Annotated in this window: 27 protein-coding genes and 6 pseudogenes; 18 read left to right on the forward strand and 15 right to left on the reverse strand. The window is 69.6% G+C overall.

Annotation, left to right across the window (positions count from 1 at the left end; translation table 11 throughout):
• Nucleotides 1-209: 209 nt before the first annotated feature.
• The 3 genes from ABZ128_RS10920 to ABZ128_RS10930 form a co-directional block, all read right to left on the reverse strand.
• Nucleotides 210-1,496: an MFS transporter gene (locus tag ABZ128_RS10920; RefSeq protein WP_356847543.1), complete on the reverse strand. Its 1,287-nt coding sequence runs from the start codon at nucleotides 1,494-1,496 to the stop codon at nucleotides 210-212.
• Nucleotides 1,493-2,032, reverse strand: coding sequence for a helix-turn-helix domain-containing protein (locus tag ABZ128_RS10925; protein ID WP_356847544.1), 540 nt, complete (start codon nucleotides 2,030-2,032; stop codon nucleotides 1,493-1,495). The genes ABZ128_RS10920 and ABZ128_RS10925 overlap by 4 nt, the downstream gene beginning before the upstream one ends.
• Before the next feature lie 254 nt (nucleotides 2,033-2,286).
• Nucleotides 2,287-2,598: a hypothetical protein gene (locus tag ABZ128_RS10930; protein WP_356847545.1), complete on the reverse strand. Its 312-nt coding sequence runs from the start codon at nucleotides 2,596-2,598 to the stop codon at nucleotides 2,287-2,289.
• 159 nt (nucleotides 2,599-2,757) lie between these two features.
• Between ABZ128_RS10930 and ABZ128_RS10935 the strand changes: the two are divergent.
• Nucleotides 2,758-2,916, forward strand: a pseudogene (locus tag ABZ128_RS10935) (site-specific integrase); the annotation flags it as partial.
• A gap of 150 nt (nucleotides 2,917-3,066) precedes the next feature.
• On the opposite strand, the gene ABZ128_RS10940 reads toward ABZ128_RS10935, so the two are convergent.
• A complete protein-coding gene (locus tag ABZ128_RS10940; protein WP_356847546.1) occupies nucleotides 3,067-3,864 on the reverse strand; it encodes a methyltransferase domain-containing protein in 798 nt (265 codons plus the stop codon).
• Between the two features lie 61 nt (nucleotides 3,865-3,925).
• Here ABZ128_RS10940 and ABZ128_RS10945 point away from each other — a divergent pair, with 61 nt between their 5' ends.
• The 3 genes and pseudogenes from ABZ128_RS10945 to ABZ128_RS10955 all read left to right on the forward strand — a co-directional run bounded on the left by ABZ128_RS10945 (nucleotide 3,926) and on the right by ABZ128_RS10955 (nucleotide 5,616).
• On the forward strand, nucleotides 3,926-4,891 hold the full coding sequence (locus ABZ128_RS10945) for an L-histidine N(alpha)-methyltransferase (RefSeq protein WP_356847548.1): 966 nt from the start codon (nucleotides 3,926-3,928) through the stop codon (nucleotides 4,889-4,891).
• 266 nt (nucleotides 4,892-5,157) lie between these two features.
• A pseudogene (locus tag ABZ128_RS10950) lies at nucleotides 5,158-5,439 on the forward strand (hypothetical protein); the annotation flags it as partial.
• 24 nt (nucleotides 5,440-5,463) lie between these two features.
• Nucleotides 5,464-5,616 carry a hypothetical protein gene (locus tag ABZ128_RS10955; RefSeq protein WP_356847549.1) on the forward strand — a complete coding sequence of 51 codons (153 nt, stop codon included), beginning with the start codon at nucleotides 5,464-5,466 and terminating at the stop codon, nucleotides 5,614-5,616.
• Nucleotides 5,617-5,701: 85 nt separating this feature from the next.
• On the opposite strand, the pseudogene ABZ128_RS10960 reads toward ABZ128_RS10955, so the two are convergent.
• Both ABZ128_RS10960 and ABZ128_RS10965 read right to left on the reverse strand, forming a co-directional pair.
• A pseudogene (locus ABZ128_RS10960) lies at nucleotides 5,702-5,866 on the reverse strand (IS5/IS1182 family transposase); the annotation flags it as partial.
• 56 nt (nucleotides 5,867-5,922) lie between these two features.
• On the reverse strand, nucleotides 5,923-6,837 hold the full coding sequence (locus tag ABZ128_RS10965) for a LysR substrate-binding domain-containing protein (protein ID WP_356847550.1): 915 nt from the start codon (nucleotides 6,835-6,837) through the stop codon (nucleotides 5,923-5,925).
• A gap of 70 nt (nucleotides 6,838-6,907) precedes the next feature.
• Here ABZ128_RS10965 and ABZ128_RS10970 point away from each other — a divergent pair, with 70 nt between their 5' ends.
• The 3 genes and pseudogenes from ABZ128_RS10970 to ABZ128_RS10980 form a co-directional block, all read left to right on the forward strand.
• Entirely contained in the window at nucleotides 6,908-7,660 is a 753-nt protein-coding gene (locus ABZ128_RS10970) for an SDR family oxidoreductase (protein ID WP_356847551.1), read from the forward strand.
• Nucleotides 7,661-8,477: 817 nt separating this feature from the next.
• Nucleotides 8,478-9,389 (forward strand): hypothetical protein, encoded by a 912-nt coding sequence (locus tag ABZ128_RS10975; RefSeq protein ID WP_356847553.1) that lies wholly within the window; start codon nucleotides 8,478-8,480, stop codon nucleotides 9,387-9,389.
• 114 nt (nucleotides 9,390-9,503) lie between these two features.
• Nucleotides 9,504-9,942, forward strand: a pseudogene (locus ABZ128_RS10980) (IS5 family transposase); the annotation flags it as partial.
• Nucleotides 9,943-10,018: 76 nt separating this feature from the next.
• Here the strand turns inward: ABZ128_RS10980 and fabV are convergent.
• The 3 genes from fabV to ABZ128_RS10995 all read right to left on the reverse strand — a co-directional run bounded on the left by fabV (nucleotide 10,019) and on the right by ABZ128_RS10995 (nucleotide 12,449).
• Complete coding sequence (gene fabV, locus ABZ128_RS10985) at nucleotides 10,019-11,242, reverse strand: enoyl-[acyl-carrier-protein] reductase FabV (RefSeq protein ID WP_356847555.1); 1,224 nt, start codon at nucleotides 11,240-11,242, stop codon at nucleotides 10,019-10,021.
• A gap of 189 nt (nucleotides 11,243-11,431) precedes the next feature.
• On the reverse strand, nucleotides 11,432-11,713 hold the full coding sequence (locus ABZ128_RS10990) for a transposase (RefSeq protein ID WP_356847557.1): 282 nt from the start codon (nucleotides 11,711-11,713) through the stop codon (nucleotides 11,432-11,434).
• A 7-nt stretch (nucleotides 11,714-11,720) separates the two neighbouring features.
• The gene (locus tag ABZ128_RS10995; RefSeq protein WP_356847559.1) at nucleotides 11,721-12,449 is read right to left on the reverse strand and encodes a winged helix-turn-helix domain-containing protein; all 729 of its coding nucleotides are present in this window, start codon (nucleotides 12,447-12,449) and stop codon (nucleotides 11,721-11,723) included.
• A gap of 390 nt (nucleotides 12,450-12,839) precedes the next feature.
• Between ABZ128_RS10995 and ABZ128_RS11000 the strand changes: the two genes are divergently transcribed.
• From ABZ128_RS11000 to ABZ128_RS11015, 4 genes are all read left to right on the forward strand, one after another.
• Complete coding sequence (locus ABZ128_RS11000; protein ID WP_356847560.1) at nucleotides 12,840-13,124, forward strand: hypothetical protein; 285 nt, start codon at nucleotides 12,840-12,842, stop codon at nucleotides 13,122-13,124.
• Between the two features lie 578 nt (nucleotides 13,125-13,702).
• A complete protein-coding gene (locus tag ABZ128_RS11005) occupies nucleotides 13,703-14,065 on the forward strand; it encodes a MarR family transcriptional regulator (RefSeq protein WP_356847664.1) in 363 nt (120 codons plus the stop codon).
• A gap of 40 nt (nucleotides 14,066-14,105) precedes the next feature.
• Nucleotides 14,106-15,494 (forward strand): MFS transporter, encoded by a 1,389-nt coding sequence (locus ABZ128_RS11010; RefSeq protein ID WP_356847562.1) that lies wholly within the window; start codon nucleotides 14,106-14,108, stop codon nucleotides 15,492-15,494.
• A 32-nt stretch (nucleotides 15,495-15,526) separates the two neighbouring features.
• Nucleotides 15,527-15,820: a DUF1330 domain-containing protein gene (locus ABZ128_RS11015; protein WP_356847564.1), complete on the forward strand. Its 294-nt coding sequence runs from the start codon at nucleotides 15,527-15,529 to the stop codon at nucleotides 15,818-15,820.
• A gap of 39 nt (nucleotides 15,821-15,859) precedes the next feature.
• Here the strand turns inward: ABZ128_RS11015 and ABZ128_RS11020 are convergent, their stop codons facing one another.
• Entirely contained in the window at nucleotides 15,860-16,012 is a 153-nt protein-coding gene (locus ABZ128_RS11020) for a hypothetical protein (protein ID WP_356847566.1), read from the reverse strand.
• A gap of 297 nt (nucleotides 16,013-16,309) precedes the next feature.
• On the opposite strand from ABZ128_RS11020, the gene ABZ128_RS11025 reads away from it, so the two are divergent.
• A complete protein-coding gene (locus ABZ128_RS11025) occupies nucleotides 16,310-16,711 on the forward strand; it encodes a hypothetical protein (protein ID WP_356847567.1) in 402 nt (133 codons plus the stop codon).
• A gap of 331 nt (nucleotides 16,712-17,042) precedes the next feature.
• A complete protein-coding gene (locus tag ABZ128_RS11030; RefSeq protein ID WP_356847569.1) occupies nucleotides 17,043-17,339 on the forward strand; it encodes a hypothetical protein in 297 nt (98 codons plus the stop codon).
• A gap of 46 nt (nucleotides 17,340-17,385) precedes the next feature.
• On the opposite strand, the gene ABZ128_RS11035 is transcribed toward ABZ128_RS11030, so the two are convergent.
• Nucleotides 17,386-18,177: a dienelactone hydrolase family protein gene (locus ABZ128_RS11035; RefSeq protein ID WP_356847571.1), complete on the reverse strand. Its 792-nt coding sequence runs from the start codon at nucleotides 18,175-18,177 to the stop codon at nucleotides 17,386-17,388.
• Nucleotides 18,178-18,654: 477 nt separating this feature from the next.
• Here ABZ128_RS11035 and ABZ128_RS11040 point away from each other — a divergent pair, with 477 nt between their 5' ends.
• Both ABZ128_RS11040 and ABZ128_RS11045 read left to right on the forward strand, forming a co-directional pair.
• Nucleotides 18,655-18,921 (forward strand): hypothetical protein, encoded by a 267-nt coding sequence (locus ABZ128_RS11040; RefSeq protein WP_356847573.1) that lies wholly within the window; start codon nucleotides 18,655-18,657, stop codon nucleotides 18,919-18,921.
• A gap of 290 nt (nucleotides 18,922-19,211) precedes the next feature.
• Nucleotides 19,212-19,853 (forward strand): hypothetical protein, encoded by a 642-nt coding sequence (locus ABZ128_RS11045; protein WP_356847575.1) that lies wholly within the window; start codon nucleotides 19,212-19,214, stop codon nucleotides 19,851-19,853.
• 348 nt (nucleotides 19,854-20,201) lie between these two features.
• On the opposite strand, the gene ABZ128_RS11050 is transcribed toward ABZ128_RS11045, so the two are convergent.
• The 4 genes and pseudogenes from ABZ128_RS11050 to ABZ128_RS11065 form a co-directional block, all read right to left on the reverse strand.
• Nucleotides 20,202-21,116, reverse strand: coding sequence for an ASCH domain-containing protein (locus tag ABZ128_RS11050; RefSeq protein WP_356847576.1), 915 nt, complete (start codon nucleotides 21,114-21,116; stop codon nucleotides 20,202-20,204).
• Nucleotides 21,117-21,118: 2 nt separating this feature from the next.
• Nucleotides 21,119-21,554: pseudogene (locus ABZ128_RS11055) on the reverse strand (Tn3 family transposase).
• A gap of 11 nt (nucleotides 21,555-21,565) precedes the next feature.
• Nucleotides 21,566-21,851, reverse strand: a pseudogene (locus ABZ128_RS11060) (NAD(P)/FAD-dependent oxidoreductase); the annotation flags it as partial.
• A gap of 17 nt (nucleotides 21,852-21,868) precedes the next feature.
• Nucleotides 21,869-22,288 carry an arsenate reductase ArsC gene (locus ABZ128_RS11065; RefSeq protein ID WP_356847577.1) on the reverse strand — a complete coding sequence of 140 codons (420 nt, stop codon included), beginning with the start codon at nucleotides 22,286-22,288 and terminating at the stop codon, nucleotides 21,869-21,871.
• A gap of 104 nt (nucleotides 22,289-22,392) precedes the next feature.
• On the opposite strand from ABZ128_RS11065, the gene ABZ128_RS11070 reads away from it, so the two are divergent.
• Genes ABZ128_RS11070 through ABZ128_RS11080 form a run of 3 tightly spaced genes read left to right on the forward strand, consistent with a single transcriptional unit; the run spans nucleotide 22,393 to nucleotide 24,577 of the window.
• Nucleotides 22,393-22,707: a metalloregulator ArsR/SmtB family transcription factor gene (locus ABZ128_RS11070; RefSeq protein WP_356847578.1), complete on the forward strand. Its 315-nt coding sequence runs from the start codon at nucleotides 22,393-22,395 to the stop codon at nucleotides 22,705-22,707.
• A gap of 35 nt (nucleotides 22,708-22,742) precedes the next feature.
• The gene (locus ABZ128_RS11075) at nucleotides 22,743-23,525 is read left to right on the forward strand and encodes an aquaporin (protein ID WP_356847580.1); all 783 of its coding nucleotides are present in this window, start codon (nucleotides 22,743-22,745) and stop codon (nucleotides 23,523-23,525) included.
• A complete protein-coding gene (locus tag ABZ128_RS11080; RefSeq protein ID WP_356847581.1) occupies nucleotides 23,522-24,577 on the forward strand; it encodes an ArsO family NAD(P)H-dependent flavin-containing monooxygenase in 1,056 nt (351 codons plus the stop codon). The genes ABZ128_RS11075 and ABZ128_RS11080 overlap by 4 nt, the downstream gene beginning before the upstream one ends.
• The last annotated feature ends 21 nt before the right edge of the window (nucleotides 24,578-24,598 follow it).

The following is a 24,598-nucleotide window of genomic DNA, read 5'->3' on the forward strand; positions in this document are numbered from 1 at the left end:
GCTGCCGTGGGCGGCGTCGTACGCAGCGGTGGCCGGCAACCGGTTCACGAGCGCGCCGGCGGGACGACGCGATCAGGAACGCCCGCGCCCGATGCGGTGCCGAGTCGAATGCCCGGCCGGCCGGCTGAACGCCTCGCGCGAGGCGGGCGGCTGCGTTTTCGGCCGTTCTGCCGCCTGTGTCAGTGTCGCCCCGGTCACAGCGGAGCCGTTCATGCTGACCTCTCCTGGGCGGGTTCCTCGGATGCCGGGTGATCCGGACTGCCGGCCGGGGCAGTGGCGTGCAGCGCTGCTTCGACTCGGCGGTTGCTGGTCATGGTTGCCGTGACGGCGGTCATCGTCAGGAGGAGGGCGGCGGCGGCGTAGAGCGGGGTGCGGATGTCGTAGGTGGTGGCCAGCCAGCCGCCCAGGAAGGCGCCGAGGGGGGCGGCGCACATGGCCAGCATGCGGGAGGTGGAGGCGACCCGGCCCATCAGGTGGGCCGGAACGATCGCCTGTCGGAGGGAGGGTCCGAGCACCATCGTGGCGCCCATGCCGGCTCCGCAGACGGCGAGCGCGAGGCCGGCGACGTACGGGTTCGGGGCGGTGGCCAGGCCCAGGATGGCGAGTCCCTCGACTGCGGCCGTGCAGGTCAGGGCGGTGCCGGTGCCGAGGCGTCGGCGGAGGAAGGAGGCGATGCCCGCACCGAGCAGGCCGCCGGTGGCTTCCGCCGTGAGGAGGAGGCCGAAGCCGTACGTGTCGATGCCGAGACGCTCGTGCGCGAAGAGGGCGAGTACGGTCTCCACGGCGAGGAAGGCGATGTTCCCGACCGCCGGGCGGAGCGCGAGCCCGAGCAGCAACCGGTCCCGGAACACGTACGAGGCGCCGGCCCGCGCCTGCCGCAGCAGCGACTCACGGGCCTGCGGTACGGGCCGGGGTGCGGCGGGCAGCGACCGTACGAGCAGTGCGGAGACCATGAACGACACCGCGTCGGCGAGCAGCGGAACAGCCCGCCCGAGCGCGAGCAGGGCGCTGCCCGCAGGCGGCCCCGCGAAGCCGGACATCGCGGTCTGAGTGCCGCGCAGGCGGGAGTTGGCCCGCTCCAGGAGCGAGGGGTCCCGGCCGAGCAGATCCGGCAGGTAGGCCGTGGCGGCCGTGTCGAAGAAGAGTCCGCCGAGGCCGAGCAGGAAGGCGACGGCCGCGAGCAGCGGAATGCTCAGGAGGTCGAGCGCGGCCGCCGCCGCAGGGATCGCGAGCAGCACCGCACGCGCTGCGTCCGTGACCCACATCGTGCGCCGACGGTCCCAGCGGTCCACCAGCGCACCGCCGAGCACCCCGAAGAGCAGCCACGGCAGCGTTCCGGCGGCCGCGACGACGGCGAGCGCCATCGGATCCCGCGTCAACGTCAACGCGAGCAGCGGCAGCGCGGCATGCGACACCCCGTCACCGAGCGAGGAAACCGTCTGCGCGGTCCACAGCCGCCCGAACCCGGTCGGCAGCTTTCGAACGTCTGAGGTCACTTGGCGTCCCCTTCGGCCTGCTGGCGCGGTGCCGGGTGGAACAGTGCGAACACGAGTGAGGCGTCCGGCAGCGACGGATCGGACAGCTCCCGGTACTCGTCCGCCAGTGCCTGCAGCCGCGCCCCCAGCTCCGCGAACTGCTCCTCGGTGAGCCGGAGATGCGCCATCCGCACGTGCCGCTCGCCGTCCACCGGCGCGGCCTCCAGGTCCGCCACAGCGTGCCGCATCAGCACATCCGGTTCTCCCTCGCCCCGATCCGGCAGCACGATCCCCCTCGCGGCCATCGCGTAGTACCGCTCGGTGACACCCCGCACCTTCCGCGTCCGTACCACCTTCACCAGGCCGGCCCGCTCCAGCAGCCGCACGTGGTAGCTGGAACTCCCCTTCGCAAGGCCCACCCGTTCGGCGATCTGCGTGATCGTCGCCGGCTCGAAGCGGAGCACGGCCATGATTCGGTGGCGGGTGAGATTGGAGACGGCGCGCAGCTGCTCGTCCGTGGTGACGTGAAACGTCTCGGGAAGATCATCGGTAGGCATGCGAGCAATGGTCAACGATCCTTGACCATTGCGCAAGAGGATAGTTCGTGCCCGTTGAGGCTGCCCATCCACTGCCGTCCGGAGAGCCCGGCTAACGAGTCGAGGAGCGATGGTGCTGGGGGCAGGCCGGCCTGAGGGTTCCGACTGGTGGTGATCGGCAGGCTGTCGGGCGGGCGTCGCGGACGAGGAGACGAGTTCCTTGCCGGGCTTGCCACGGGTAGCCCGGCGGGCGGAGCGGTCGCAGACCAGGCCGGCTATCGGGCCCGGACCCCGGGGAAGTCCTCACGGTCCCCGGTGGAGCGGCGCAGCGGTGCCCACTGCTTGTATTCGGCGTTGGCGTAATACACGCAGATCCGGTGGTAGGACTGTTGGCGGCGGTCGTTGCGCCAGGCGTGGTGGTCGCCGAGTGGGGCGTTGTCCTTCGGTTTGCTCGGCGGGGCGATGACCTGGCGGGGGAACGGGTTGGCCAGGCCGCGGTAGCCCTCGTCGACGTGGGCCTTGACCCTCGGGTGGCAGCGCAGCTGCTCGGCGATGCCCTCGGTGCGCAGCGCGGTCTGGTCGTGCATTCCGGCCCGGCCGGGCCACCTCGGAGAACAGGGTGCGCCCATGCTCGTCGGTGAACGTGGTGGTCTGTGGTGTTGACCGCACCAGTTCCTGGATAACCGCAGTTCAGAGTCGGTTTCTGCTAGCTTCCGGTCACGCTTGAGACGGGTGGTGCCTCTCGGGTGTCGGCGTTCTTCGCCGAGCTGCAGGCGTGTTCGCGTCCGCCGTCGACGATCCGTTCGTACGGGATGGATCTGCTGCGGTGGTGGCGGTTCCTGGACGCCTTTGGGGTGGACTGGCGGCGGGCCACCCGGGCGGAGGCTCGGGACTTCGCGCGCTGGATGGCGAACGCGCCAAAGCCCGTGCGGGTGCATTGGCGTCGGCGGGGCGAGACCAACGCACGGCCGACGGCCGGGGCGTCGGCGGGAGTGCCGAATGCGGTGACGGGGCGGGCAGCAGGGGCGGCCCTGCGGTGGCGTTTCCGTGGCGCCTTAGGCGGCGCGGCCCCAGGCGGAGACGAGGGTGTAGCCGAGCTCGTGGGTTCCTGGGGCGGTGAGGTGGGCGATGGCCGCGTCGAAGTCGGTGGCGCCGATGAGGCCGGTGGCGATGATCTCGGTGCGCATGGCGGTGAAGGTGAGTTCCCAGAAGCGGGCGGTGGGGCTGTCGGCGCGTACGAGGGGGACGTCGGCTGCCATGTCGACGTCGGACAGGCCCGCGTCGATGAGGGGTGTGGGGTAGGCGCGGGCGTAGTTGAGGTCGCTGTCGAGGGTGGTGAGCAGCGCGCGGTCGTAGGCCTGGGTGAGGGCGCGTACGGCGGGGTGGGGTGAGGCGGCGGCCATGGTGTTGATGACGTCGCTGACGATGAGGTGGCCGCCGGGTGCGAGCCAGGACACCAGGCGCGGGAGGACTTCCTCTCGCTTGGGGAGGTGGCAGAGCGTCAGGCGGGCGTGGATGAGGTCGAAGCCGGGCTTGGGCAGTTCGTCGTCCGTGGCCGTGTGGACGTCGGCGCCCCAGATCTGCACTCCGGGGTGGCCGGCTTCGTGCAGCAGGCTGGTGTCGCGGTCGAGAGCGATCACCTCGCCCTCGGGGCCGGCCTGGCTGGCCAGCCAGGCAGCGACGGTTCCCGGGCCCGCGCCGACGTCCAGGCAGCGGCGGCCGGCCAAGGCGCCCAGGTCGGTGATCCGGCGGCGACTGTAGGCGTCGAAGACCTCACCGATCAGGCCGATGCGTTCGCGTTCGAGCGGCTGGTCGAAGCCGTACAGGCGGCTTCCGTACTCCTCTGGCTGCACATCCAAACCCTATAGTGACTCTCCGAGTTCGAAAAACTACCCTCCGAGGTCGATGGTGTCGGTGTCCGCTTCCGCCGTCCAGCAGGACGCCCTGCTGCAGGCCCGCGCCGAGCTGGCAACGGGCCTGCGCCAGACACCGCCCCGCCTGCCCTACCGGCTGCTGTGGGACGAGCACAACACCGCGCTCTACGACCGGATCCGCGAACAGCCCGAGTACTACCTCAACCGGCTGGAAATGCAGCTGCTCCATGCCCACACACCCGAGGTGATTACCGCCAGCGGTGCCCGAACCCTGATCGAGCTCGGCTCGGGCACCGGGGAGAAGGCACTGCCGCTCCTGCGGCACATGACCGCCCCGGCCACCTACCTGCCGGTGGACGTCAGCACCAGCGCGCTCAGCCGTCTGGCCGACCGGCTCCGGCACGCCTCACCCAGCACCACGGTGCGCGCCGTGGCCACCGACTTCACCCGCCTGTGGCCCGCGGCGCTGCGCGAGCCCGGCCGGCGCCCCGTCCTGGTCACCTTCCTCGACAGCACCCTGGGCAACCTGCTTCCCGACGAGCGCCGCGACCTGCTGGAGCTCCTCGCGGGCAGCCTGCGACCGGGAGACGGCCTGCTGCTGGGCGTGCCCCTGCTACACGACGCGGAGGGGATGGTCTCCGCCTACCGGGACGCCGCAGGCCTCATGGAGGCGTTCTACCTCCACTGCCTGCGCATCCTCAACCGCGATCTGGGCACCGACTTCGACCTCGACGCCTACGCCCACCACGTCGCCTGGGCCGCGCCCGAGCAGCGCGTGGAGATCGGCCTGCGTGCGCTCGCCGACCAGAGCGTCCGGGTCCCCGGCCACCCAGCCGCGCACCAGGTGGCCTTCCCCTGCGGCGAGGTCCTGCGCGCGGCCGTCGCGGTGCGGTTCACCGCCCGACAGCTCGACGGCGAGCTGTCGGCACACGGCTTCGAGACCGTACGCCACCTGCCGGACATCAGCGGCCGCTACATGCTCCTCCTCGCCCGCCTGGGGGAGTGAACCACGCCCACGAAGTCTCGCGCCGCCGGCCGCAGCATTTGAGCACACGCCAGGTACGTGTTGATGGGAGGAATCGGCCGTTTGCGTGGTCGAAGCCGGATCGGCTGGCCTTGCCCGGCGGCGACCCGGAAAGATCCGCTTCGACCCGATCTCCACGCACTTGCTGAGGTACTGATGACGACGGCGACCGATCTGCGGACCCGTAAGTTCAACCGCTTCTTCGACCTGCTGGACACCGACAGCAACGGCTACATCGAGCCCGAAGACTGGGCAAGGACCGCCCAGAAGTTCTCTGCCGGCTTCGGCCACGCCGAGGGGTCCGCGCAGGCCAAGGCACTCCACCAGGCGTACCAGCAGGTCCACCACGACATCGTCGCGGACATGGACACCGATGCGACGGACGGGTCAGCAGGAAGGAGTTCCACGCCGGTCTTCACCGCCACGTCGCCGACCTCAGCCTCCTCGACAAGACGTTCCGCCCCGCGCTCGACGCCGAGTTCGACACCGCCGACATCAACGGCGACGGCGTCCTCCAGGGTGAGGAGATCGACCGCATCTGGAAGGTGTGGGGGATGTCCGCCGAGGACGCGAAGACCGCAATGGAGCAGATGGACCGCGACGGAGACGGCCGCATCAGCCGCGACGAGTACTACGCCACCTGGCGCGAGTACCTGGCCAGCGAAGACCCCGACGCCCCCGGCAGCTGGCTGCTCGGGCACCCGTAGCCAACGACAGCCGCCCGGCACCCTGGTGGGGGTGCCGGGCGGCTGTCGCATGCAGGCTGCGGGTCAGTTCAGAAAATGATGGTGCTCTGTTGCGTTTGCCGGAGACGAACGCCTTGCGGCCCGGCCGCCCCGCCTTGGGGCGCACCTGCACGTCGGTGCCGTCGATGTGCAGCTCGACCCCTTCGGCCTCGGCGTAGGCAAACACGTCGGCCACGATGCGCAGCCGCACCCTGGGCCGGTCGGGCACCGCGAAAACGGTGCGCCGCGCGCACTGTTGCTCCCCGACTCGTCAGCAGCGTGCCCAGTTCACGACAGCGTGTCCTGATACCTGATCTCACCTCGACGCACCGCGCCCGCTCCTGCCACCTCTGCCGCCTCCGCGCTGGCGCGGATCAGCGCGGCCACCGCCCGTGATGTCGTCCGCTCCGGCCAGGCGACGACGACCGTGGTGGGCGGCGCGTCGAGCAGCGGCACGCACACCACGTCGGGCCAGGCGTGCCGGCGCACCGACTCGGGCAGGACCGCGACGAGCTGGCCCAGAGCGACCAGCTGCATCACCTGCGAGATGTCCCGCACCTCGGGCTGACGGCCGTCGGTGGCGTCCGCATCGTCACCAGGCCTGTCACCAGGCCATCGGGGCAGCGGTTCCCCGGTCAGGTCGGCGAGCGTCAAGGCGGCGCGGCCGGCGAGACGGTGGGCCCGGGGGAGCACGGCCATCTGGTCCTGGGTCAGCAGCGGTTCGGTGTCGAAGCCCGCGAGGGCGTCGTACGGCGCGGTCAGGAACGCGACGTCGGCCCTGCCGTCCCGCAGCATCGGAGCCTGCTCCCCGATGCCGCAGACGATCACCTCGATGTCGACGGCGTCCGGATCGCGGCGGTAGTGCTGCAGGATCGACTCCAGCAGTCCCGCATCCCCGTTGGGCTTCATCGCCAGCGCGAGCTTCGGATCGGTCCGTGCCGCCCGTTGCGTCCGCCGGACCGATGCCGTGACCGCGTCCAGTGCCTTGCGGCTTTCGGTCAGGAAGACCTGGCCGGCGCCGGTGAGGTTCACCGATCGGCTGGTGCGTTCCAGCAGCTGCACGCCCATGCGTCGCTCCAGCCGGGCGATGGCGCGGGACAGCGGCGGCTGTGCCATGCCCAGGCGCTGTGCGGCGCGGCCGAAGTGCAGTTCCTCGGCGACGGCGACGAAGTAGGTGAGCTCACGCGTCTCCGGCACATCCATACCCGCAGGGTATCGTTCGAGACGCTACAGGTGTTGGCCGGCGCGCTCGGTGCGGTGGTGTGCTGGACCCATGAACGAAACCATGATCACCCTGGTGACCGGCGCGAACAAGGGCATCGGCCGCCAGATCGCATCCCAGCTCGGAGCCCTGGGCCACAGCGTCGTGATCGGCGCCCGCAATGCCGAACTCGGCCAGAAGGCCGCCACCGAGCTGCGCGAGAGCGGCGCAGATGCGGCTTCAGTCGTGCTCGACGTGACGGACCCGGACTCGGCCACCGCAGCCGCCGCCGAGATCGAAGCCCGCTACGGCAGGCTCGACGCCCTGGTCAACAACGCCGGTATCAGCGGCCCTCCGGGCAGCGACCTGGGCGACCAGCGCCCGAGCACGGCGGACATGGACGTCCTGCGCGCCGTCTTCGAGACCAACTACTTCGGGGTAATCGCCGTCACCAACGCGATGCTGCCACTGCTGCGCCGATCAGCCTCGCCGCGGATCGTCAACGTCTCCAGTTCGGTGGGCTCGCTCAACATCAACGCAGACCCGAAAGGCACCAACGGACCGCCGCTGATGCCGGTCTCCGCCGGGTACGCCACGTCAAAGACCGCGCTGACGGCGCTCACCCTGCAATACGCTTGGGACCTGCTGGCCGACGGCATCAAGGTCAACGCCGTCTGCCCCGGCTACGTCGCCACCGACCTGAACGGCCACCGCGGCCACCGCACGCCGGCCGAAGGCGCGGCGGCAGCCGTCCGGATGGCCACCATCGACGCCGACGGACCGACCGGCACCTTCACCGACGAGCAGGGCCCGGCGCCCTGGTGAGCTGACCGGAGATTCTCAACCCAACGCGTTCCCCGGCCAGGTCATCGCCCCGCCGCGCAAACGGAAGGACAACGCCCCGCTCGGCGACCACCACGCCTGGCGCAACGAACGCCGCCAACACTCCTCCGACCGGATCTGCGTGGAGCATGCCGACGCCGAGTACAAGCAGTGGGCACCGCTGCGCCGCTCCACCGGGGACCGTGAGGACCTCCCCGGGGGCCAGGCCGCGACAGCCGGCCTGGTCCGCGACCGCTCCGCCCGCCGGGCTACCCGCGGCAAGACCAGCAAGGAACCCGCCCTCGTCCGGCGACGCCCGCCCGACGCAGCGCCTTCCCTCTGGCGTTTCTCCGGACGCAGGCTAGGGTCCGACTTCAACATGATCTGGTCCACAGCAGGTCGCATCTGGTCGATGCCGCGGAAGGCCTTGAGCCGGTTGAAGCAGCACTCGCCGAGCAAACCGCAGTGCCGCGATACGTGCGATTCGACGTCATAGTCTCGTCCTTCCGCCCTCGGGATTATCGCCTTCTGTCTCGGCCGAGCCAGGCTTGCCGTGGTCGGTGCCCGCAGGTGCCGGTGGACTCGGCGGAAGGGGTCTGCCTTTGTGCTTGCAGGCATTGGGGACGCCGGGGCGGCCGCCGGGCTGCCACCCGTTCAGGCCTCAATCAATCACCCGTATGGAGCAATCGAACAGGCCCATTCGGGTTACCCCATCACATAATGGCGAGTAGTTGGACTTCATGCAATCCCGGAAAGGGCGTTAAAAAGCCCCGCATTACAGAACAGGGAAGGCCGGGCATAACAAGGAAGGCCAGAAACCATGACCGGTACGACACGTTACTCGGAGCCGGACACATCGTCGAGAGAATTCGACATCTCGTTCCGAGATGAAGATAATGTAACTCAGTCCGACCGTCAGAATGCGGAGCGCTCGGTCGCCGCGCTGGTGGCGCGTGCCAAGGAGGCAGCCGCACGGGACCGTGCCGCAGAAGCCGGCCTGGTGGAGCTGACGGACCCGCTGAACGCACCGTTCAAGAAGCTCGTCGAAGAAGACCCCCACGCCGTCAAGGCTCTGGAGAAGCTGCGAGACTACGAACTACTGCAGCCCGACACGACAGAGGCGCTGCAGCAGGACGCACCACCCACCGCCTACGACGTCTCACCCCGCGCAGAGTCGGGATTCGCCCCGCCGTACGACTTCGATTGGTCCTTCCACATCGACCACCCGCCGTTCAGGAAGTCCCACGACCGATTCACCGGGATGCTCAGTCTGGACGCCCGATCAGGGGCGATTACCGACGGCGCCCCCGGACGCGTCATAGCCCATGCCGGATTCGGGGTGTTCATGGTATTCGAGAACCCGGGAAAAAAGTTTCCGCACGCGGTCCTCAAGCCCGGGTCATTCGCCTTTCATGTGCAAACCGTCGGGGTCGGTAGCAATGCCACGTCCGAGGGTGGATTCGACCTGGCCGTGTTCGAGGACGGGCGTTTCCTGACCGGCGCGAGTCGCAGGCTGTGGCGCAGCAGAATCAGCGGGTTCGAAGAGGCAGAGGGAAGAGACGGGCCGCTCACAATAACTGCGCCCGACGTTGAGTTCAATCTGCGCCCGGGCCATGGTTACTCAGTCAACGCTGGAATCTGGGTCGTCACTGATCGGTCGACGGGGGTCGGTGCTGGGGCGGCGTGGTCCCAAATCGCAGCCAAAATGACCAGAATGTGGCTGTTCAGCTGAGGGAGCGGAGGCTCGATTCGCGGGAGCGTGCGGTTACGCCACCGCAGGCGACCGCTGCCGCTGCTGACCGAGCGGAGCACACCGCGGGGCCCGAAAAGGGGGCGCCAAAGCCCGGCCCTCGGCCCGTCTCGGGGCGGAAGGACCAGCAAGGCCCACCTCGCCTGCGACGCGATCGGCCGCCCGCTCGCATTCGTCCTGACCGGCGGGAACACCAACGACTGCACCCAGTTCACCGCAGTGATGGACGCCATCCGGGTGCGTCTCGGACCGGGTCGGCCCCGGACCAGGCCCGATCACGTCATCGGCGACAAGGGCTACGGCTCGGAGGCGATCCGCACCTGGCTGCGGCGTCGCGGCATCAGGCACACCATCCCCGAGCGGGCCGACCAGGTGCGCAACCGTGCCCGGAGGGCAGCCTCGGCGGCCGCCCCCGGCCTTCGACAAGCAGGTCTACAAGCACCGCAACGTCGTGGAACGGTGCTTCAACCGCCTCAAGCAGTGGCGGGGCATAGCCGCCCGCTACGACTGTGAGGATGGCAGTGCCGTCTTGTAAGACCGCCCGGTCCTACAAAGCAGCGTCACCCTCGCATCGATCCTGATGTGGGCCTGACAGTTTGACCACAACTCCGCTAGGAGAGCCAGCGGGTGTGGTCGGGCCAGGGAACGTCGGTGGCGACCGGCGCTGTGTAGTCGATGCCGGGCACGGAGAATCCGTAGAGGCGTCGGACCTCCGCGCGGAACCAGTCGAGGTCGGCCAGGTCGGCGATGGTCGCCGTGGTGGCGGTCTCCCAGCGTTCCGCAACGGCCGCCTGGACATCGTCGGCCAGCTCGAAGGTGTCCAGGCGGATGCGGCCCTCGTCGTCCAGAGCGAGCGGGGCGGCGCCGGTGAGCTGGTCCCACAAGGTGGCGAGCTGGCGGATCGGCGGTACGAGGTCCTCGCCGAGGACGCCGCGCAACAGGCCGGTGTACAGGGCGATGCCAGGAATCGCCGTGGATGACTGGGTGACGGCGGCGCCGTTGACGGAGGTGACGGCCCGCCCGCCCACTGTCTTGTCGAGCCGCTCGTTCAGGGTCCGTGCGGTGGCCTCCAGATGGGCCTTGGCCGCACCGATGGTGCCCTTCCGGTAGATCGCCGCCGTCAGCGGCGAGCCGATGTAGGACAGCGCGGCGGTGGCGAACTTGTCGGCAAGCAGCCCCCGCGCGGCAAGGTGGTCGATCCAGCGTTCCCAGTCCGCTCCGCCCATCACGGCCACGGTCTGCTCCACGTCGTCGCCCTCGGCCGGTCCGGTCTCCACCTCGCGGACCTCAGGAACACCCTCATCGTCGAAAACGAGGGTCTTGGTGCGGTTCGCCTGGCCGATCGGCTTGAGGACCGAGGCGTAGGCGGTACCGGTATCGGGATCGGTCCGCCGGGGCGCGGCCACCGAGTAGATCAGGTAGTCCAGCCGACCGTCGAAACGCTGCTCGACGAGGTCGGCGACCTGATCCTTCATCGAGTCGGAGAACGCGTCGCCGTTGAGGAAGATCAGGTCCCGCCCGGCACGGTGGGCGATGTCGGCGGTGGCCGCGGTGCGGTACCAGCCGGCCGTCGCCGTACGCCGCGCGGTGGGGGCTTTCTCGAAGGACACCCCGATGCCGCGGATACCAGCGCGCTTGAGTCCGGCAAGCGTGGCCGCCAGGCCGTATCCGGCGGAGGAGCCGATGACCAGCGCGACCGGCCCGTCGCCCTCCGGCACGCCGTCGGGAGCGGGGCATGCCTGCCACATGTCGGCCACCAGCTGCCGGCAGCCCGCCGGGTGGGAGTCGAGGAACAGGAAGCCCCGGTTGCGGGGGGTGAGAACACGCTCGCTCACGATGACAGTCCTTGGAGTTGGCCGGGACACGGACGCGGCGACCAGCCAGGCCGGCCACGCCCTTGCAGTCTGCGCCGGCTTCCCCATACGCGGTGGCCCCACCAGGAACAACGATCATGAGCCGGTCTTGGAGTGTTCCACCACTTCCAGCCGAGCAAGAGGCAGCCCTGTCCTGCTGGGCATCGCCCTTCAGGGATACCCCGACTCACGGTCCGCAGCGCTTGGTAGGCGGTCAGCAGGGCCCACCTCTCCCGCTCGATCCCACCCCGGGGTGCGGGCCCGCAGAACGTGTCCGCCCAGAATCGTGGACTTCAGCTCCGCGTAGACGGTCTCGATCTCCCAGCGCTCGTGGTAGAGCCGGACGAGTTCCGCGCCGGGTGAACGACGGTGTCGGGGAGGGTGGTCAGCAGCCGGTAGTGGCCGGTGCGGGTGCCCGGGCGGATCGGATGCTGGTCTCGGCGTCAATGACACGCACAGGTTACGGCGCCATCGGCGTTTCCGGTTGTGCCAGGTGATATCCCAGGGCGGTTGCGATGTGCTCGACTGCCTGCCCCCTACGCAGGGTCCGGATCAGGCCGGCACGCCGTAGCACCGCAGCGTGCCGGCTTGCTGCCGTGTTCGACACGCCGAGCCGTGATGCCAGTTGGCGCCCGGTGACTCCGCCGGACGCGACGATGCACTCCAGCGCTGCCGCTCTCCCGGCGCCCAGTAAGGACCGGAGCGCCGCTTCCTGGCCTGGCTCGGTTCGTGGAGCGGATCCCGCGGGGATCCGGATGGTCAGGTGATCGCCGGCCGGCTCGGCCAGGGTGACTCGTGGGCTGAGGGCGACTGGCTGGATCTGCAGCAAGCGCTGGTCGAGTTCAAGGTCCGCTTCGAAGGACGTCGGCAGTTCCAGAACTCCGCGACGGAGCCGGATACCGTGTCCGAGTTGCCGGAGCATCGCCGAGGCACCGCCGGTGACGTATCGGTGGGACAGGCTGACGGTCCTGGTTGCGACCGCAGCCCGGATGCCCGAACGCTGCGGCTCGACGGCGGTGCTGCGCAGGTGGTCGATGGCGTTCGCCAGGACGCCGCCGGCCCGCTCATCGCCCTCGGCGAGCGCCTTGGTGAAGGGCGTGGGAATGCGGCAGGCGAACAAGTGGGAGAGGTAGAGGCGGCTCACACCGGCAGCCAGATCCGGCGAAACGCTGCGCGCATAGAGCTGCATCAGCAGGTCCTGAGGCCGGCCGCTGCGAGCGTAAGCCCTCCCGGCTGCCGTGAGTTCGGCGTCGAAGTCCGGGAGGGTGCAGATCCGGACCCGGCCCAAGCCCTCGGACCCGAGATGAATCCGTATCAAGGCCTGCCTCCTCGCACTTGACTTCCCCACCAGGGCTTTTGCGCGTACATGGCGAAAGCTACCCGCGGCCGTGCGCAACCGAAACGATGCCCATGCACCACGGCACGACGCTGCCGAGGGCGAAGAAGAACCGGAAATCCCATTCTGGAGGGGCAATTCATGATGCGTTCACTGCGACGAGCTGCGGCGATGTCCATCGGTGCCGGCCTGTTGGCTGTGATGGGAACGGGGGGCACGGCCTACGCGGGATCCACCGGTACGGTGACGATCACTGTCCCCGGGTGTATAGGCAAGCTGCACCTGGACGGCGGCGGCTCTTCCAACTGGGCCACGGCGACGCTCCAGTCCACCGGCCCCAACACGTGCTGGATGGCGTTCTGGTCGCGCAACACCGCGACTGGCAACCCTCCGGCCTCTCAAGGCTTCAGCGTCGCTCCGTATTCGAGCGGCTCCGCGGGCTCGCCGTACTACCACGACAGCACCCACCAGGTCGCCATCTCCATCTCCAACGGGAGCAAGCAGGTCGGCAGCGCCTGGTACAACTAACGCAGTGCGCCACCTCGGCGCGTTGCGGCTGGAGCGCCACCGGCTCGGCCACCAGGCCGGCGTCCGGGACTCCGATGCGGCGGTGGCCGTGGAATTCGCCACACTCGCCCCCTGACGACGAAGGGCGCCTCCCCACAGGGAGGCGTCCTCTCAGGTGGTCCGGTCCGGTCAGGCTGTCGGCAGTGTCCGGCCGACGACGGAGGCGACGGCCCGGAGGTGGACGAGTCCAGCGTGGACGAGGCGGGCCTGGTCGCCGGCGGCGGTCGACGATGGTGAGGTGGTTGGCGGCCGGCAGACACCGCCGTCCATGACGACCGCGTTGAGGCGGATTCGATGCGTCCCCGGCCGTCCACGAGGCGGGCCACGTCGGCTCGTCGCCAAGTACGGCTGCCGGCCGCCGTCGCGGGTGCGGATCGAGGGTGCCCGCGCGCCAGTCGTCCCATTTTCATAAACTATGAATATAAAAGTGCTATGCTTCGAGCATGAGTCGTCAAGACACCCCTCCTGGCGCGTCCGCCGCCATCGGGGCAGCCCTCTACGGCCTGGCCACCAGGGCCGCGAGACGCCTGCCCCGGGACATGAGCCTGACGTCCGCCGCCACCCTGGCCACCCTGGACCGGACCGGCCCGCGGCGCATCACCGATCTCGCCGCGGTCGAGGGCGTCACCCAGCCCGCGATGACCGCCCTGGTCCGGGTAATGGAGGAGTCCGGCCTGGTCGAGCGGCGGGGCGACGCGTCCGACAAGCGGGTCACGCTGGTGTGCCTGACCGAGGCCGGCGCCACCTATGTGCAGACGCGGCGCCAGGCGGGCGTCCACGCGTTCGAGCGGTTGATCGGCGAGCTCACCGGCGACGAGATCGAGGCACTGGTGGCGGCCCTTCCGGCGCTGAAGCATCTGGCAGAGCTCGAAAGCCAGGACCGCGAAGGGCCGAAGCAGTGACCGGGCAGCCGGCCGGCGGGTCACGGTGAAGGCGTTCCCGGTGGCGCGTTCCGAGGCGCGGCTGCTGGTCCCCGCCCTGATGTTCATCGCTCTGGTCGTGGCGGCGGTCGCCAGCCTCGGGACGCCGCTCATCACCAGCGTGGCGACCTCGTTCCACGTCTCGCTCGGCAGCGCGCAGTGGACGCTGACCGTCGCGCTGCTCAGCGGCGCCGTCGCCACGCCGCTCCTCGGCCGGCTCGGAGCCGGCCCGCACCGGCGGGCCACGATCCTCGCCACGCTGGCGGTCGTCGTCGCCGGCAGCGCGCTCACCGTGCTGCCGCTGCCGTTCGCGTGGCTGCTGGCCGGCAGGGCGGCCCAGGGCGTCGGGCTCGGACTGACGGCGCTGATGATGGGAGTGGCCCGGGACCACCTCCCCGAGGAGCGCAGCGCGGCCGTGATCGCCCTGATCTCGGTGGTCTCGATCATCGGGGCTGGAGTCGGCTACCCGCTGGCCGCACTGCTCGCCGAGTTCGGCGGGGTACGGGCCGCCTACGGCCTCGGCCTGGTCGTCACCGCCGCCGCCCTCCTGACCGCGTGGCGCTCCATACCCGAAGCCCCCGAAGGCCGCTCCGCCCACGTGGACGTGGCAGGCGCGGTCGTCCTGGCCGCTGCGCTGCTCCTGGTGCTGTTCCTCGCCGGCGAACGGAATCTGTGGAGCCGGCACCTCGCCGTGACGGCGGGCCTCACCGTCGTCGCGGTGGTGCTGCTCTGCGTCTGGGCCGTCATCGAGCTGCGCAGCACGACCCCCCTGGTCGATGTGCGGGCGGTGCGGCACCCGGCGGTCGCCGGGGCGAACCTCGCCATGTTCGTCGGCGGGATCGGCATGTACCTCCTACTCACGCTCATCACCCGGTACGCGCAGACGCCGCACGGCGCCGGCTACGGCTTCGGGCTGACGACCTTCGTCGCCGGGCTGGTCCTCATCCCGTTCTCGGTGCTCGGGTTCGTCGCCGGCAAGCTCACGCCGCGGGTCCGGACGCGGATCGCCGACCCCCTGCTCCTGGCCGGCAGCGCCGTCGTGGTCGGCGGCGGGTTCGCCCTGTTCGCGGCGGCCCGGTCGGACCTGGCCGAACTGTTCGCGGCGATGGGCGTGCTCGGCTTCGGCGTCGGCGGCTTCTCGGCCGCGATGCCCGGCGTCATCCTGGCCGTCACCCCCAAGAGCGAGACGTCGAGCGCCATGAGCTTCAACTACGTCGTCCGCAGCGTCGGGTACTCCCTGGGCAGCGCCATCGGCGGCCTGATCCTCGCCGCGGGCACCGGCCCCGGCCACCTCTTCCCCGACGACAGCGCCTACACCACCGCGGCGCTGGTCGGCATCGGCGCCATGGCGATCACGACGCTGACGAGCCTCGCTCTCGCCCGCCGACGCTCGTCCGACACCAACCCCTAAGTCAGATGCACTCATCCCACACTGGAGGTTCCATGCCCAAGGGCTACTGGGTCAGCGTCTACCGCACCATTTCAGACCCTGAGAAGCTGGCTGCTTACAACAAGCTGGCCGCTGCGGCCGTCAAGGCCGGAGGCGGCCGAACCATCGTCCGCGGCGGTCGGGTCGCGGCGCATGACGCCGGAATCGCCGAGCGCACCATCCTGGTCGAGTTCGACAGTTTCGAACAGGCCGTCGCGGCACGCGAGAGCGCGGCCTACCAGGAGGCGCTGGTCGCCCTCTCCGACGGCGTCGAGCGCGACTTCCGCATCGTCGAAGGCATCGACTGACCGAGGTCCAGTGACCGCGCTTCTCCCAATGAGCGGCGATCACTCGCCGTTTACGGCATCCTGACCACGCAGTGGTCGCAAGCCTCCGGGCAGGTCGGGGACCTGGAAGGAGTAGCGGCCGAGCATGTTGACGCGGTGCCGCACGAATGGCGAGAGACAGGCCGCGTCCTCGTCGCGGACGTCGAAGCCCACGGGCACGGGCCGCACGGTGCTCTCGGCGGGCTGCGGGGGCTCCTGACCCTCCCACGTCGCGGGGAGCGCTGGCCTGACATCGATTCACCACTTCTCATCTTGAGACTGCAAGGCGCCGCCTGACCCGAGGTGGCGCAGACGCATGCCGAACAGCGGGGCCCGCCGTCAGTGACGGCGGGCCCCGCTGGCGCGATCTGCGGTGCACACCGGCCTCGGGACTGGTAGGCCCGCATGTTCAGAGTCGCGTATTCGCCGTAGCCGTCGGCCGATCGTCACCCTGTGTCGGTGGTCTGCGGCATGATGATCGGTGTGAACACCGAGATATTGATAGACGTCTGGCGGCGGCTTCTCGCCGACCCTTGCAAGTCGTGGGTGCTGTTCGAGCATGGCGCTTGTGTCGTGCTGACCGCTCCGGACGGGGAGCTTGCTGAACAGGCAACCGACATCCTGAAGAAGTTCGGCCCGGCGCATGCCGCATCTTCGGCAGGAGACTTTGGGGTGATCGACCTCAAGGACGTCGAGGGATGGGTCGTCACGGGGCATCACAACGACGTCCTTACCTATGTCGGCCCCGATGAGACTCAGGATCAGTCGCAGATCGCTGTCGGGGTGTTCGGACGTTCCAAGCGCCACCGGGACGGAACCGAGCTCCACGTCGTCCACGTTGAGGACAAGCGAGCCTCAGCAGCCCCAGCGTAAGTAGTCCCGCTTCACCACTGCTGGTCGCCCGGGGCTTGGACGGCTAGTTGACGGATCGCGGAGGTCCTGCCGCGCTGCGGAGGGACGCCGATCTCACGCAGGTGGACTTGCGGCGGCGACCCGGGCCCGCAGACCACATCGCTTCCGGCATCAAGGACCTGCCCGCGGTCAGCACACCGCCGACACCCCCTCAGGCACAGCTGCCTACATCGCCGACGTAATTTCCGGGTTGTGGCGCAACTTCTGTGGTGCCGGATGGGTGTGAGGTTGCGCCTGCCACACTTGTTCGGTGTGCCCCCGACCGGCGGTGCGGGTGAGAACGGATTGCAGCGTGTCTAGATGGATTGTGCTTGCCATACCCGTCGACGGTGTCAGCGAGACGGATCGAAGCGCACGAACGCTCGCGGAATTTGACGGCAGTCCGGAGGAAGCCGCATCGGCCCTGCTGGAGGCGGCGAGCACGTACGAGCACAAGCTCTGGAAGGTGAACCGACGAGAGATCTTCAAGTGCTCCAGTCGGTCCTACTTCCTGCGGATCCACGGCCGTATGGCCACGTACGGGTTTCTGCTCCAGCTCGCCGAGCTGGTCCACGACACCGCGGAGTCCACGAGCAAGTCCCCTGGCTGAAAGCGGCCCCCACAGAAGCTGTGCCAGAACCATTTCCCGTGAACAATCACAGGCACTCTGATCGCCCACCGCGTCCCGATGAGGTGGACAAACGCTGCTGCTGAACCTGAACAAAGCCAGTCACTGGCAGGCACTCGGCGAGCAGGTCGACGACGTCGCGCCAGGCTCGCTGCGCGTTCTGCGGGTGGTAGCCGACGCCGGGGACCGCGGGGTGGTCGACCGGCGGGTGGTGGAAGGCGTGCAAGGCGCCGCCATAGACCGTGAGGCGCCAGTCGACGCCCGCGGCCTGCATCTCAGCGGTGAACGCGTTTCGTTGCGCGGGCGGCATGATCGGGTCTTCCGATCCGACCCCGGCCCACACCGGGCAGCGGATGCGCGCTGCCTCGCCCGGTCGGCCCGTGGTAGTTGCGTTGACTGTCCCGATCGCGCGCAGGTTGACGCCGGCTCGCCCGAGTTCCAGCGCGATGGCGCCCCCGGTGCCGTAGCCGATGGCGGCGATCCGGTCGGGGTCGGTCCGGGGCTCGGTGCGCAACTCGTCGAGCGCCGCGTGGCCGATGTGCCGCATCCGGTCGGGATCAGCGAGCAGTGGCATGCAACGGGCCAGCATCTCCTCGGGGTCACCCAAATAGCGCCCGCCGTGAAGGTCGAAGGCCAGCGCTACATATCCCAGCTCGGCGAGAGCATCGGCCCGGCGACGCTCGACGTCGCTGAGCCCCATGCCCTCTGGTCCGAGCAGCACTGCGGGCCGGCGGTCGACACCGGCCGGGAGCGCGAGGTGCCCGATCATCGTCAAACCGTCGGCCGGGTACTCGACCGTACGCGTCGTAATCGTCGTCATGAGACTGGACTGTAGTGATCGTCGAGACCGGTCCGGCCGGTGTTCTGCCGCTGGCAGAACACCGTAGGTGTCCCTCTGACATACGGGACGGGCCCGGCGCTCAGGGCTTCGAGATCATCCCGTTGACCCTTTGGTGCGTATCTCGGTCACACCCCCACCAGCGTCGTCTCCCGCCTCTACGCCTGGCCCGCGCCCGTGAATCCGCCGCGCTCGGACGGCACCTCGATCGGCGCTGGGGCCTCCGTGGCCCAGTTCGGTGACGACTTCCGCGGCGACCAGTCGTGACGCAGGAGAAATGGCTGCCATGCCCGGCATTCTCGTCCACGCACACACGGGCATCGGCGCCGATCCGCGCATGGTTCAAGGAGCAACGAAGTGAGGCGAGAAAAGGCAGCACCGGCCGTTTCCAAGGCTGTGACCGCGCGTTCGCGATGACTACGGCTGGATGAGGTACGGCGCCTGCTGTTGGAGAGCCCGATGGAACGCACTGAGGCTGAGCTGTTCACGGATCCGGGCAACGACGCGGTCGTCCCTTTGCCCCCACGGCACTTCCCGGGGGTGCTGATCCAGGGTGACTCGCTGTCGATCATCCGCGGCGACGTTGCTGAACTCGTGGAGGCCTGCGCCCAGGGCGACATCGATGACGCCCACGAGGCTTCCACCATCCTCCTGGCCCACTTCGACGAACTGCTGGCCCGCTACGAGAGCGCGTTGGAGGCGCACGGAATCAAGCGCCCCTACTGATCGCGACTGCGGGGGCTGGCATGCCGGATCGTTTCATCGCGGCACAACTTTCTCTATGGGGTTGCGCGAGCTGTCGGACGTCCTGTTTCCGGGGGCCGAGCTGAGGATCGAGCGGTTGCATGTCGCGGGCCGCACCCTGCTGGCGCCACGGCCCCGAAACGGGAGGCGCCCCGACACCGCTGCGGTGCCGGGAGGACCTCCCGAACCCGACCAGTACGACGAAGCCACAACTGCGCCCTGCGAACGGCGGCAGCCGGCCCCGCCGATTCGGGGTCGGTCATGATGGAGCGGTGAACCCTCGTGACCTCGACCTCGTCATCGCCGCAGCCCATGCCGTCGGCCCGTGCCCGCCGGGCGAGGAAGCGGACTGGACCGACCGCGTCCGCGAACGCGCCGTAAGCCTGTACGTCCTCGGGGACACGGTCGGTCAGGACATCGCCCGGCTGGACGCCGCCAAGCAGTTCACCGCGACACTGCTGGACGTGCGGGTGGAGGAAACCAGCACCCGCGGCGTCCTGGTGCTGCGCAACACCTCCGGCGAGCTGGAACAGCCCATCCGCACCGACCGCGGCGACTCCGAGGCCGGCCGCGCGATGATCGAACGCGCTCGCTCCCTGATCGGCCACCGGGTCCGGGTGTACCGCCTCAACGAGCGGATGGCGTCCAATCCGAAGCTGGAGGTACGCATCGTCGTCCACCTCGCGGACTTCGGCCTCGACACCGACCCGATCCACGAGAACAGCGCCAAGCAGAACGTCCTGGCGGCCGCCGAGGGCGACACGGCCACCGCCCAACGCGCCTGGTCGGACGCCGCCCTTCCGGAGTCCGGGGCCGTATCCGTACGACAACTGGCCGAGGCCCTTTCTTGCCTGCCTCAGGCCGACGGTGGGGGGCCGGACGTCCAGAGGCCTGCGCACATGCCGCCCTCGTGAAGCTGCGGCTCAGTAGGCCTGCTCGCGGGGCGTGCGGGCGCTCGCTTTCTTGATCTCGGAACGTGGGAAAGCGACCGGCTGCCCGGCGGTTTCTTGCGGGGGCAGCTCCGCTGCAGGGGGACTCCTCAATGAAACCGCCGTTGCTCTTCAGGAGCCGCACCTGAGGCTTGCATGACAAAGCGATCCAGCCCCGGCCGATTCTGATTCTTGCAATCTGTGCAGTCAGGGGCTTGTCGCTCCGGGCGGGGCTGCCCGAGGCCACGGACGCCGATGCCGTCAATATTCGTGGTCAGCGCCTGAGTGCTCGTCGTCACCTTGCGGCCCAGCCGTCGTTGGCGCATCCACGGTTTACGCGGCGCCCTTCTTGTCGTCGATCTGGAAGGTGATGACGTCGACTTCGTCGGTTCCCGCCAGATCTGGGTAGTGGCCGTTGAGCGCTTCCCGGAGTTCGGCTGCGGTCGTCAGCCCTTCAGCTTGGGCGTCCCGGTCGGTGAGCTCACTGACCAGGCAGTGCCTGATGCCGGTCACCTCTGCCGACAGGACGACTTCCGGGTCGCTCTCAAACACCAGCCGTGCCGGGCCGAGCTGCGCCGGGTCCCGGAAGCGGGTGGTCTTGGTCTTGGCGCCGGAGCGGACGACTTCGAGGTAGCGGGGGTTGAACCGAATGATCGGGGGACCGGCCGTCTCGGGGTCTTGGTAGAGCAAGGGGTCGAGACCGTTCATGCCGGCCTCCGCGGTCCATCGCTGGGCCAGCGGCATCAGGTCGGCGGCGAGCACGGACCTCAGCCCCGCGGGGGTGGGCACGATGACGCGCATGGTGGGGTAGTAGTCCACGAAGACCTGCCGATCGCGCCCGCACGGGCCGATGACCCCGCGCCCATGGTTTCCCACAGCGACGATGCAGCGCATCTGGCGGGCGCCCTGGGCCCGCGCAGCTCCCAGAGCCACGAGTTCGGCGCAGGGCCCGCCGGTGAAGTGGTAGAGGTTCACGCCGGCGAACATCCGGTAGTCGGCGGCCATGACCGCGGCGCCCACCGTGTGGATGCCATCTTCATCGGGCCCGGCGTCGGTATGCGCGTCTATGGTGCGGCGTGCCAGCTCCACGAGCTCACGCTCGTCGTCATCGAGAGCTCGTACAGATGACGGGACGTACACCTTTTTGACCTTCCCTTCCTTCAGCAGTCGCCCAAGATCATTCCATGCCCCGCAGGCGGGCTCCACAGGGTTTCGGCTTGCCTTGGCCGGACCCTTGGAGGAGAGCATCGTCAGGGGCCGTCCGCTGGAAGGCGAAGCGCGCTGTCGTAGGGGCCGGGCGGGATGTGGAGGGTGGCGGTGTCGTAGTCGCCGAAGCGCAGCACGTTGTCTCTCCGGTGCGGGCTGAGCGCGGCGATGTCGTCGGGGCTCGGCTCCCAGCCCTGGGCGGCCATCCGGCGCAGTGTGCGGTCATGGTCGACGGTGGGGGAGAAGAGGATGCTGTTGGCCATCAGGTCGAGGAACCTCACGGCCTTATCCTGGAGTTCGGGATCGCGTCGCCCTGGTGATCTGCTCCCGCAGCTGTGGGTCCCGGAGGTGCCGGAGCAGCACGGCCGTCCTTACTGCGCCGGCCTCGCGGAAGACCTTGTAGATCTCGTTCTTGTGGGAGTGGTTGTTCAGGCGCCGCAGGAGGGTGACGGAGGATACGGTGCCTTCCCGTACCGACAGGCCGACCTAGTTATGTCGCCGGTGAGGTCGAAGGAGACGATGTCGTCGTCGACCATCTCGGCGCCGAACCGCTCGGCCTGGGGCCGCATGATCGCCATCAGGTCGGGGCCGTCGACGCCGTCGGGGAAGCCAGGGAAGTTCTCGGCCTCGGTCGTGGTGGTCAGGGAGCCGCCGACGTGAAGATGGAGCTGCCGAACAGCAGGGGCCTCAGCTGGGCGCGGGCGGTGTGGAGGGCGGCGTGTATCCGGCGGGGCCGGAGCCGGTGATGACGACGTCGCGTATGCCCTCGGCAGGGATCGTGTCGGTCGCCTGGGTCACGCCTTCTGCTTGGTGTCGATTTCGGCGATCAGGCCCTCGATGAGGCCCTTGATCTCGTCGCGGATGGGGCGGACGGCCTCGACGCCCTGGCCGGCGGGGTCTTCGAGCTGCCAGTCGAGGTAGGTCTTGCCGGGGAAGTACGGGCAGGCGTCGCCGCAGCCCATGGTGATGATGTAGTCCGACGCCTGGGCGGCCTCGGGGGTCAGCACCTTGGGGGTCTGGTCGGAGATGTCGATGCCCAGTTCGGCCATCGCGGCCACTGCGGAGGGGTTGATCTGGTCGCCGGGCATGGAACCGGCGGAGCGGACCTCGACGCGGTCACCGGCGAGGTGGCGCAGGAAGCCTGCGGCCATCTGGGAGCGGCCGGCGTTGTGGATGCAGACGAACAGAACGGACGCGAGCGGGTTCGCGGACATCGGCTTTTTCCTTCATGGCAGGCGCGGCCGTCGCATACCGCGCACCTGCGGCATGGTTCAGCCCGGACTGGTGTCAGCCCTCGATGATGTGACAGTATCAGCCCATGATGACGTCAGTCGACACTGATCTGATCCGGGTTCTGGCCGACCCGCTCAGGCTCCAGATCGTGACCCTCCTCGCCAAGGAGACGCTCTGCACCACCCACCTCGTGGAGGAGACGGGTGCCAAGCAGACCAACCTCTCCAACCACCTGAAGGTGCTGCGCGAGGCCGGGGTCGTGGAGACGGAGCCATGCGGCAGGTACATCTACTACCGCCTGCGCCCGGAAGTCATCGAAGCCCTCGCCGGTCAATTCGCCTACCTCGCGGCGACCGCGCGCGCCACCGCCGAAGCGAACCTCAAGCGGTCCTGCCCATAGCCCGCTCTGCCTCACCTGCCCGAGGAGAACCCGACTTGACCGCCACCGAGCCCGCGGCGAGCGACGCCATAGCCGCCGATACGTCGCCGCAGCCCGCCCCCGGCGCCGCCCCACCCCGCACCCCACTGATCGCCCGCGCCGCAGCCGAGCTCGTCGGGACCGCCGCCCTGGTGGCGGTCGTGGTCGGGTCAGGCATCCAGGCCACCGAGCTCACCGATGACGTCGCGCTCCAGCTGCTGGCCAACTCCACGGCCACGGTCTTCGGCCTCGGTGTGCTGATCGCGCTGCTCGGTCCGGTTTCCGGCGCGCACTTCAACCCGGCCGTCACCCTGGCCGAGTGGTGGACCGCCCGTCGCGGCGGCGCAGGCGTGAATTCCCGTGAGCTGGCGGTGTACGTGCCCTCGCAGATCGCCGGCGCCATCGCGGGCGCGATCCTGGCGGACGCGATGTTCGGCGAACCGCTGGTGAAGTGGTCCACACACGACCGCTCCGCCGGCAACCTCCTCCTCGGCGAGGTCGTCGCCACCGCCGGCCTGATCCTCCTGATCTTCGGCCTGGCCCGCACCGACCGCCTCCGCTTCGCCCCGGTCGCGGTGGCCTCGTACATCGGAGCCGCGTACTGGTTCACCTCCTCCACCTCCTTCGCCAACCCGGCCGTGACCATCGGCCGCGCCTTCACCGACACCTTCGCGGGCATCGCCCCCGCCTCGGTGGCCGGCTTCATCGCCATGCAGCTGGCGGGTGTCATCGTCGGCCTGGCACTGGTCGCGATCATCTTCATGCACGGCAAGACCGACACCGGGGCGCCCGCGGCATGAGCCGACGCACGGACGTGGTGGTGGTAGGCGGCGGCCAGTCAGGACTCGCCGCCGGCTACCACCTGCGACGTCTGGGCATCGAGCACGTCATCCTCGACGCCCAGACGGCACCCGGCGGGGCCTGGCAGCACGCCTGGGACTCGCTGCGGCTGTTCTCCCCGGCCGCGTACTCCTCGCTGCCGGGCCGGCTGATGCCGGTGCAGGAGGGACAGCTCTACCCCGACGCCGGGCACGTGGTGTCGTACCTCGCAGACTACGAGAAGCGGTACGAGCTCCCGGTCGAGCACGGCGTGTGGGTGGACGCGGTCCACCGCGACGGCGCGTTCCTGCGCGTCGAGACCGAATGCGGCCACTGGCAGGCCCGTGCCGTCGTCAGCGCCACCGGGACGTGGACCCGCCCGTTCCTGCCGGCCGCCACGGGCCGCCGGGACTTCGCAGGTCGCCAGCTGCACACGGTTCAGTACCGCAGCCCCGCCGAGTTCGCGGGACAGCGCGTGATCGTGGTGGGCGGCGGGAACTCCGGTGCACAAATCGCGGCTGACCTCGCCGGAACGGCCGACCTCACCTGGGTGACCCAGCGGCCGCCGCGCTACCTCGCCGACGACATCGACGGCCGCGCCCTGTTCGACCACGCCACCGCCCGCCGCCGTGCCCTGGACGAGGGCCGCACCGACACCGGAGGCGTCGCCTCCCTCGGCGACATCGTCGCCGTACCCCCGGTCCGCGCCGCCCGCGACGCCGGACTCCTGACGGCCAGACCGATGTTCAGCCGGCTCACCTCCACCGGCGTGCAATGGGCGGACGGCACCAGCGCGGATGCCGACGCGGTCATCTGGTGCACCGGCTTCCGCCCAGCCCTGGCCCACTTCGCCGGCCTGCGCCTGCGCGGCACCCGCGGCCACATTGCCACCGACGGCACCCGAGCCGTCGACGAGCCGCGCCTGCACCTGCTCGGCTACGGCGACTGGACCGGACCCGCCTCCGCCACCCTGATCGGCGCCGGTCGGCCCGCCCGCGAGGCCGCCCGGCAGATCGCGGACCTGCTGACCTGACCCTGGCGTCCGCCGATCAGG

Source organism: Streptomyces sp. NPDC006326 (genome assembly GCF_040612915.1).
Taxonomy (GTDB): Bacteria; Actinomycetota; Actinomycetes; order Streptomycetales; family Streptomycetaceae; genus Streptomyces.

Coding starts and splice junctions, on each gene's coding strand:
- ABZ128_RS10925 (WP_356847544.1), bottom strand. CDS start 2,032: ATGCCTACCGATGATCTTCCCGAGACGTTTCACGTCACCACGGACGAG.
- ABZ128_RS10930 (WP_356847545.1), bottom strand. CDS start 2,598: ATGCACGACCAGACCGCGCTGCGCACCGAGGGCATCGCCGAGCAGCTG.
- ABZ128_RS10955 (WP_356847549.1), top strand. CDS start 5,464: ATGTCCGCCGAGGACGCGAAGACCGCAATGGAGCAGATGGACCGCGAC.
- ABZ128_RS10965 (WP_356847550.1), bottom strand. CDS start 6,837: ATGGATGTGCCGGAGACGCGTGAGCTCACCTACTTCGTCGCCGTCGCC.
- ABZ128_RS10970 (WP_356847551.1), top strand. CDS start 6,908: ATGAACGAAACCATGATCACCCTGGTGACCGGCGCGAACAAGGGCATC.
- ABZ128_RS10975 (WP_356847553.1), top strand. CDS start 8,478: ATGACCGGTACGACACGTTACTCGGAGCCGGACACATCGTCGAGAGAA.
- ABZ128_RS10995 (WP_356847559.1), bottom strand. CDS start 12,449: ATGCAGCTCTATGCGCGCAGCGTTTCGCCGGATCTGGCTGCCGGTGTG.
- ABZ128_RS11005 (WP_356847664.1), top strand. CDS start 13,703: ATGAGCCTGACGTCCGCCGCCACCCTGGCCACCCTGGACCGGACCGGC.
- ABZ128_RS11015 (WP_356847564.1), top strand. CDS start 15,527: ATGCCCAAGGGCTACTGGGTCAGCGTCTACCGCACCATTTCAGACCCT.
- ABZ128_RS11025 (WP_356847567.1), top strand. CDS start 16,310: ATGATGATCGGTGTGAACACCGAGATATTGATAGACGTCTGGCGGCGG.
- ABZ128_RS11035 (WP_356847571.1), bottom strand. CDS start 18,177: ATGACGACGATTACGACGCGTACGGTCGAGTACCCGGCCGACGGTTTG.
- ABZ128_RS11040 (WP_356847573.1), top strand. CDS start 18,655: ATGGAACGCACTGAGGCTGAGCTGTTCACGGATCCGGGCAACGACGCG.
- ABZ128_RS11050 (WP_356847576.1), bottom strand. CDS start 21,116: ATGCTCTCCTCCAAGGGTCCGGCCAAGGCAAGCCGAAACCCTGTGGAG.
- ABZ128_RS11065 (WP_356847577.1), bottom strand. CDS start 22,288: ATGTCCGCGAACCCGCTCGCGTCCGTTCTGTTCGTCTGCATCCACAAC.
- ABZ128_RS11070 (WP_356847578.1), top strand. CDS start 22,393: ATGATGACGTCAGTCGACACTGATCTGATCCGGGTTCTGGCCGACCCG.
- ABZ128_RS11080 (WP_356847581.1), top strand. CDS start 23,522: ATGAGCCGACGCACGGACGTGGTGGTGGTAGGCGGCGGCCAGTCAGGA.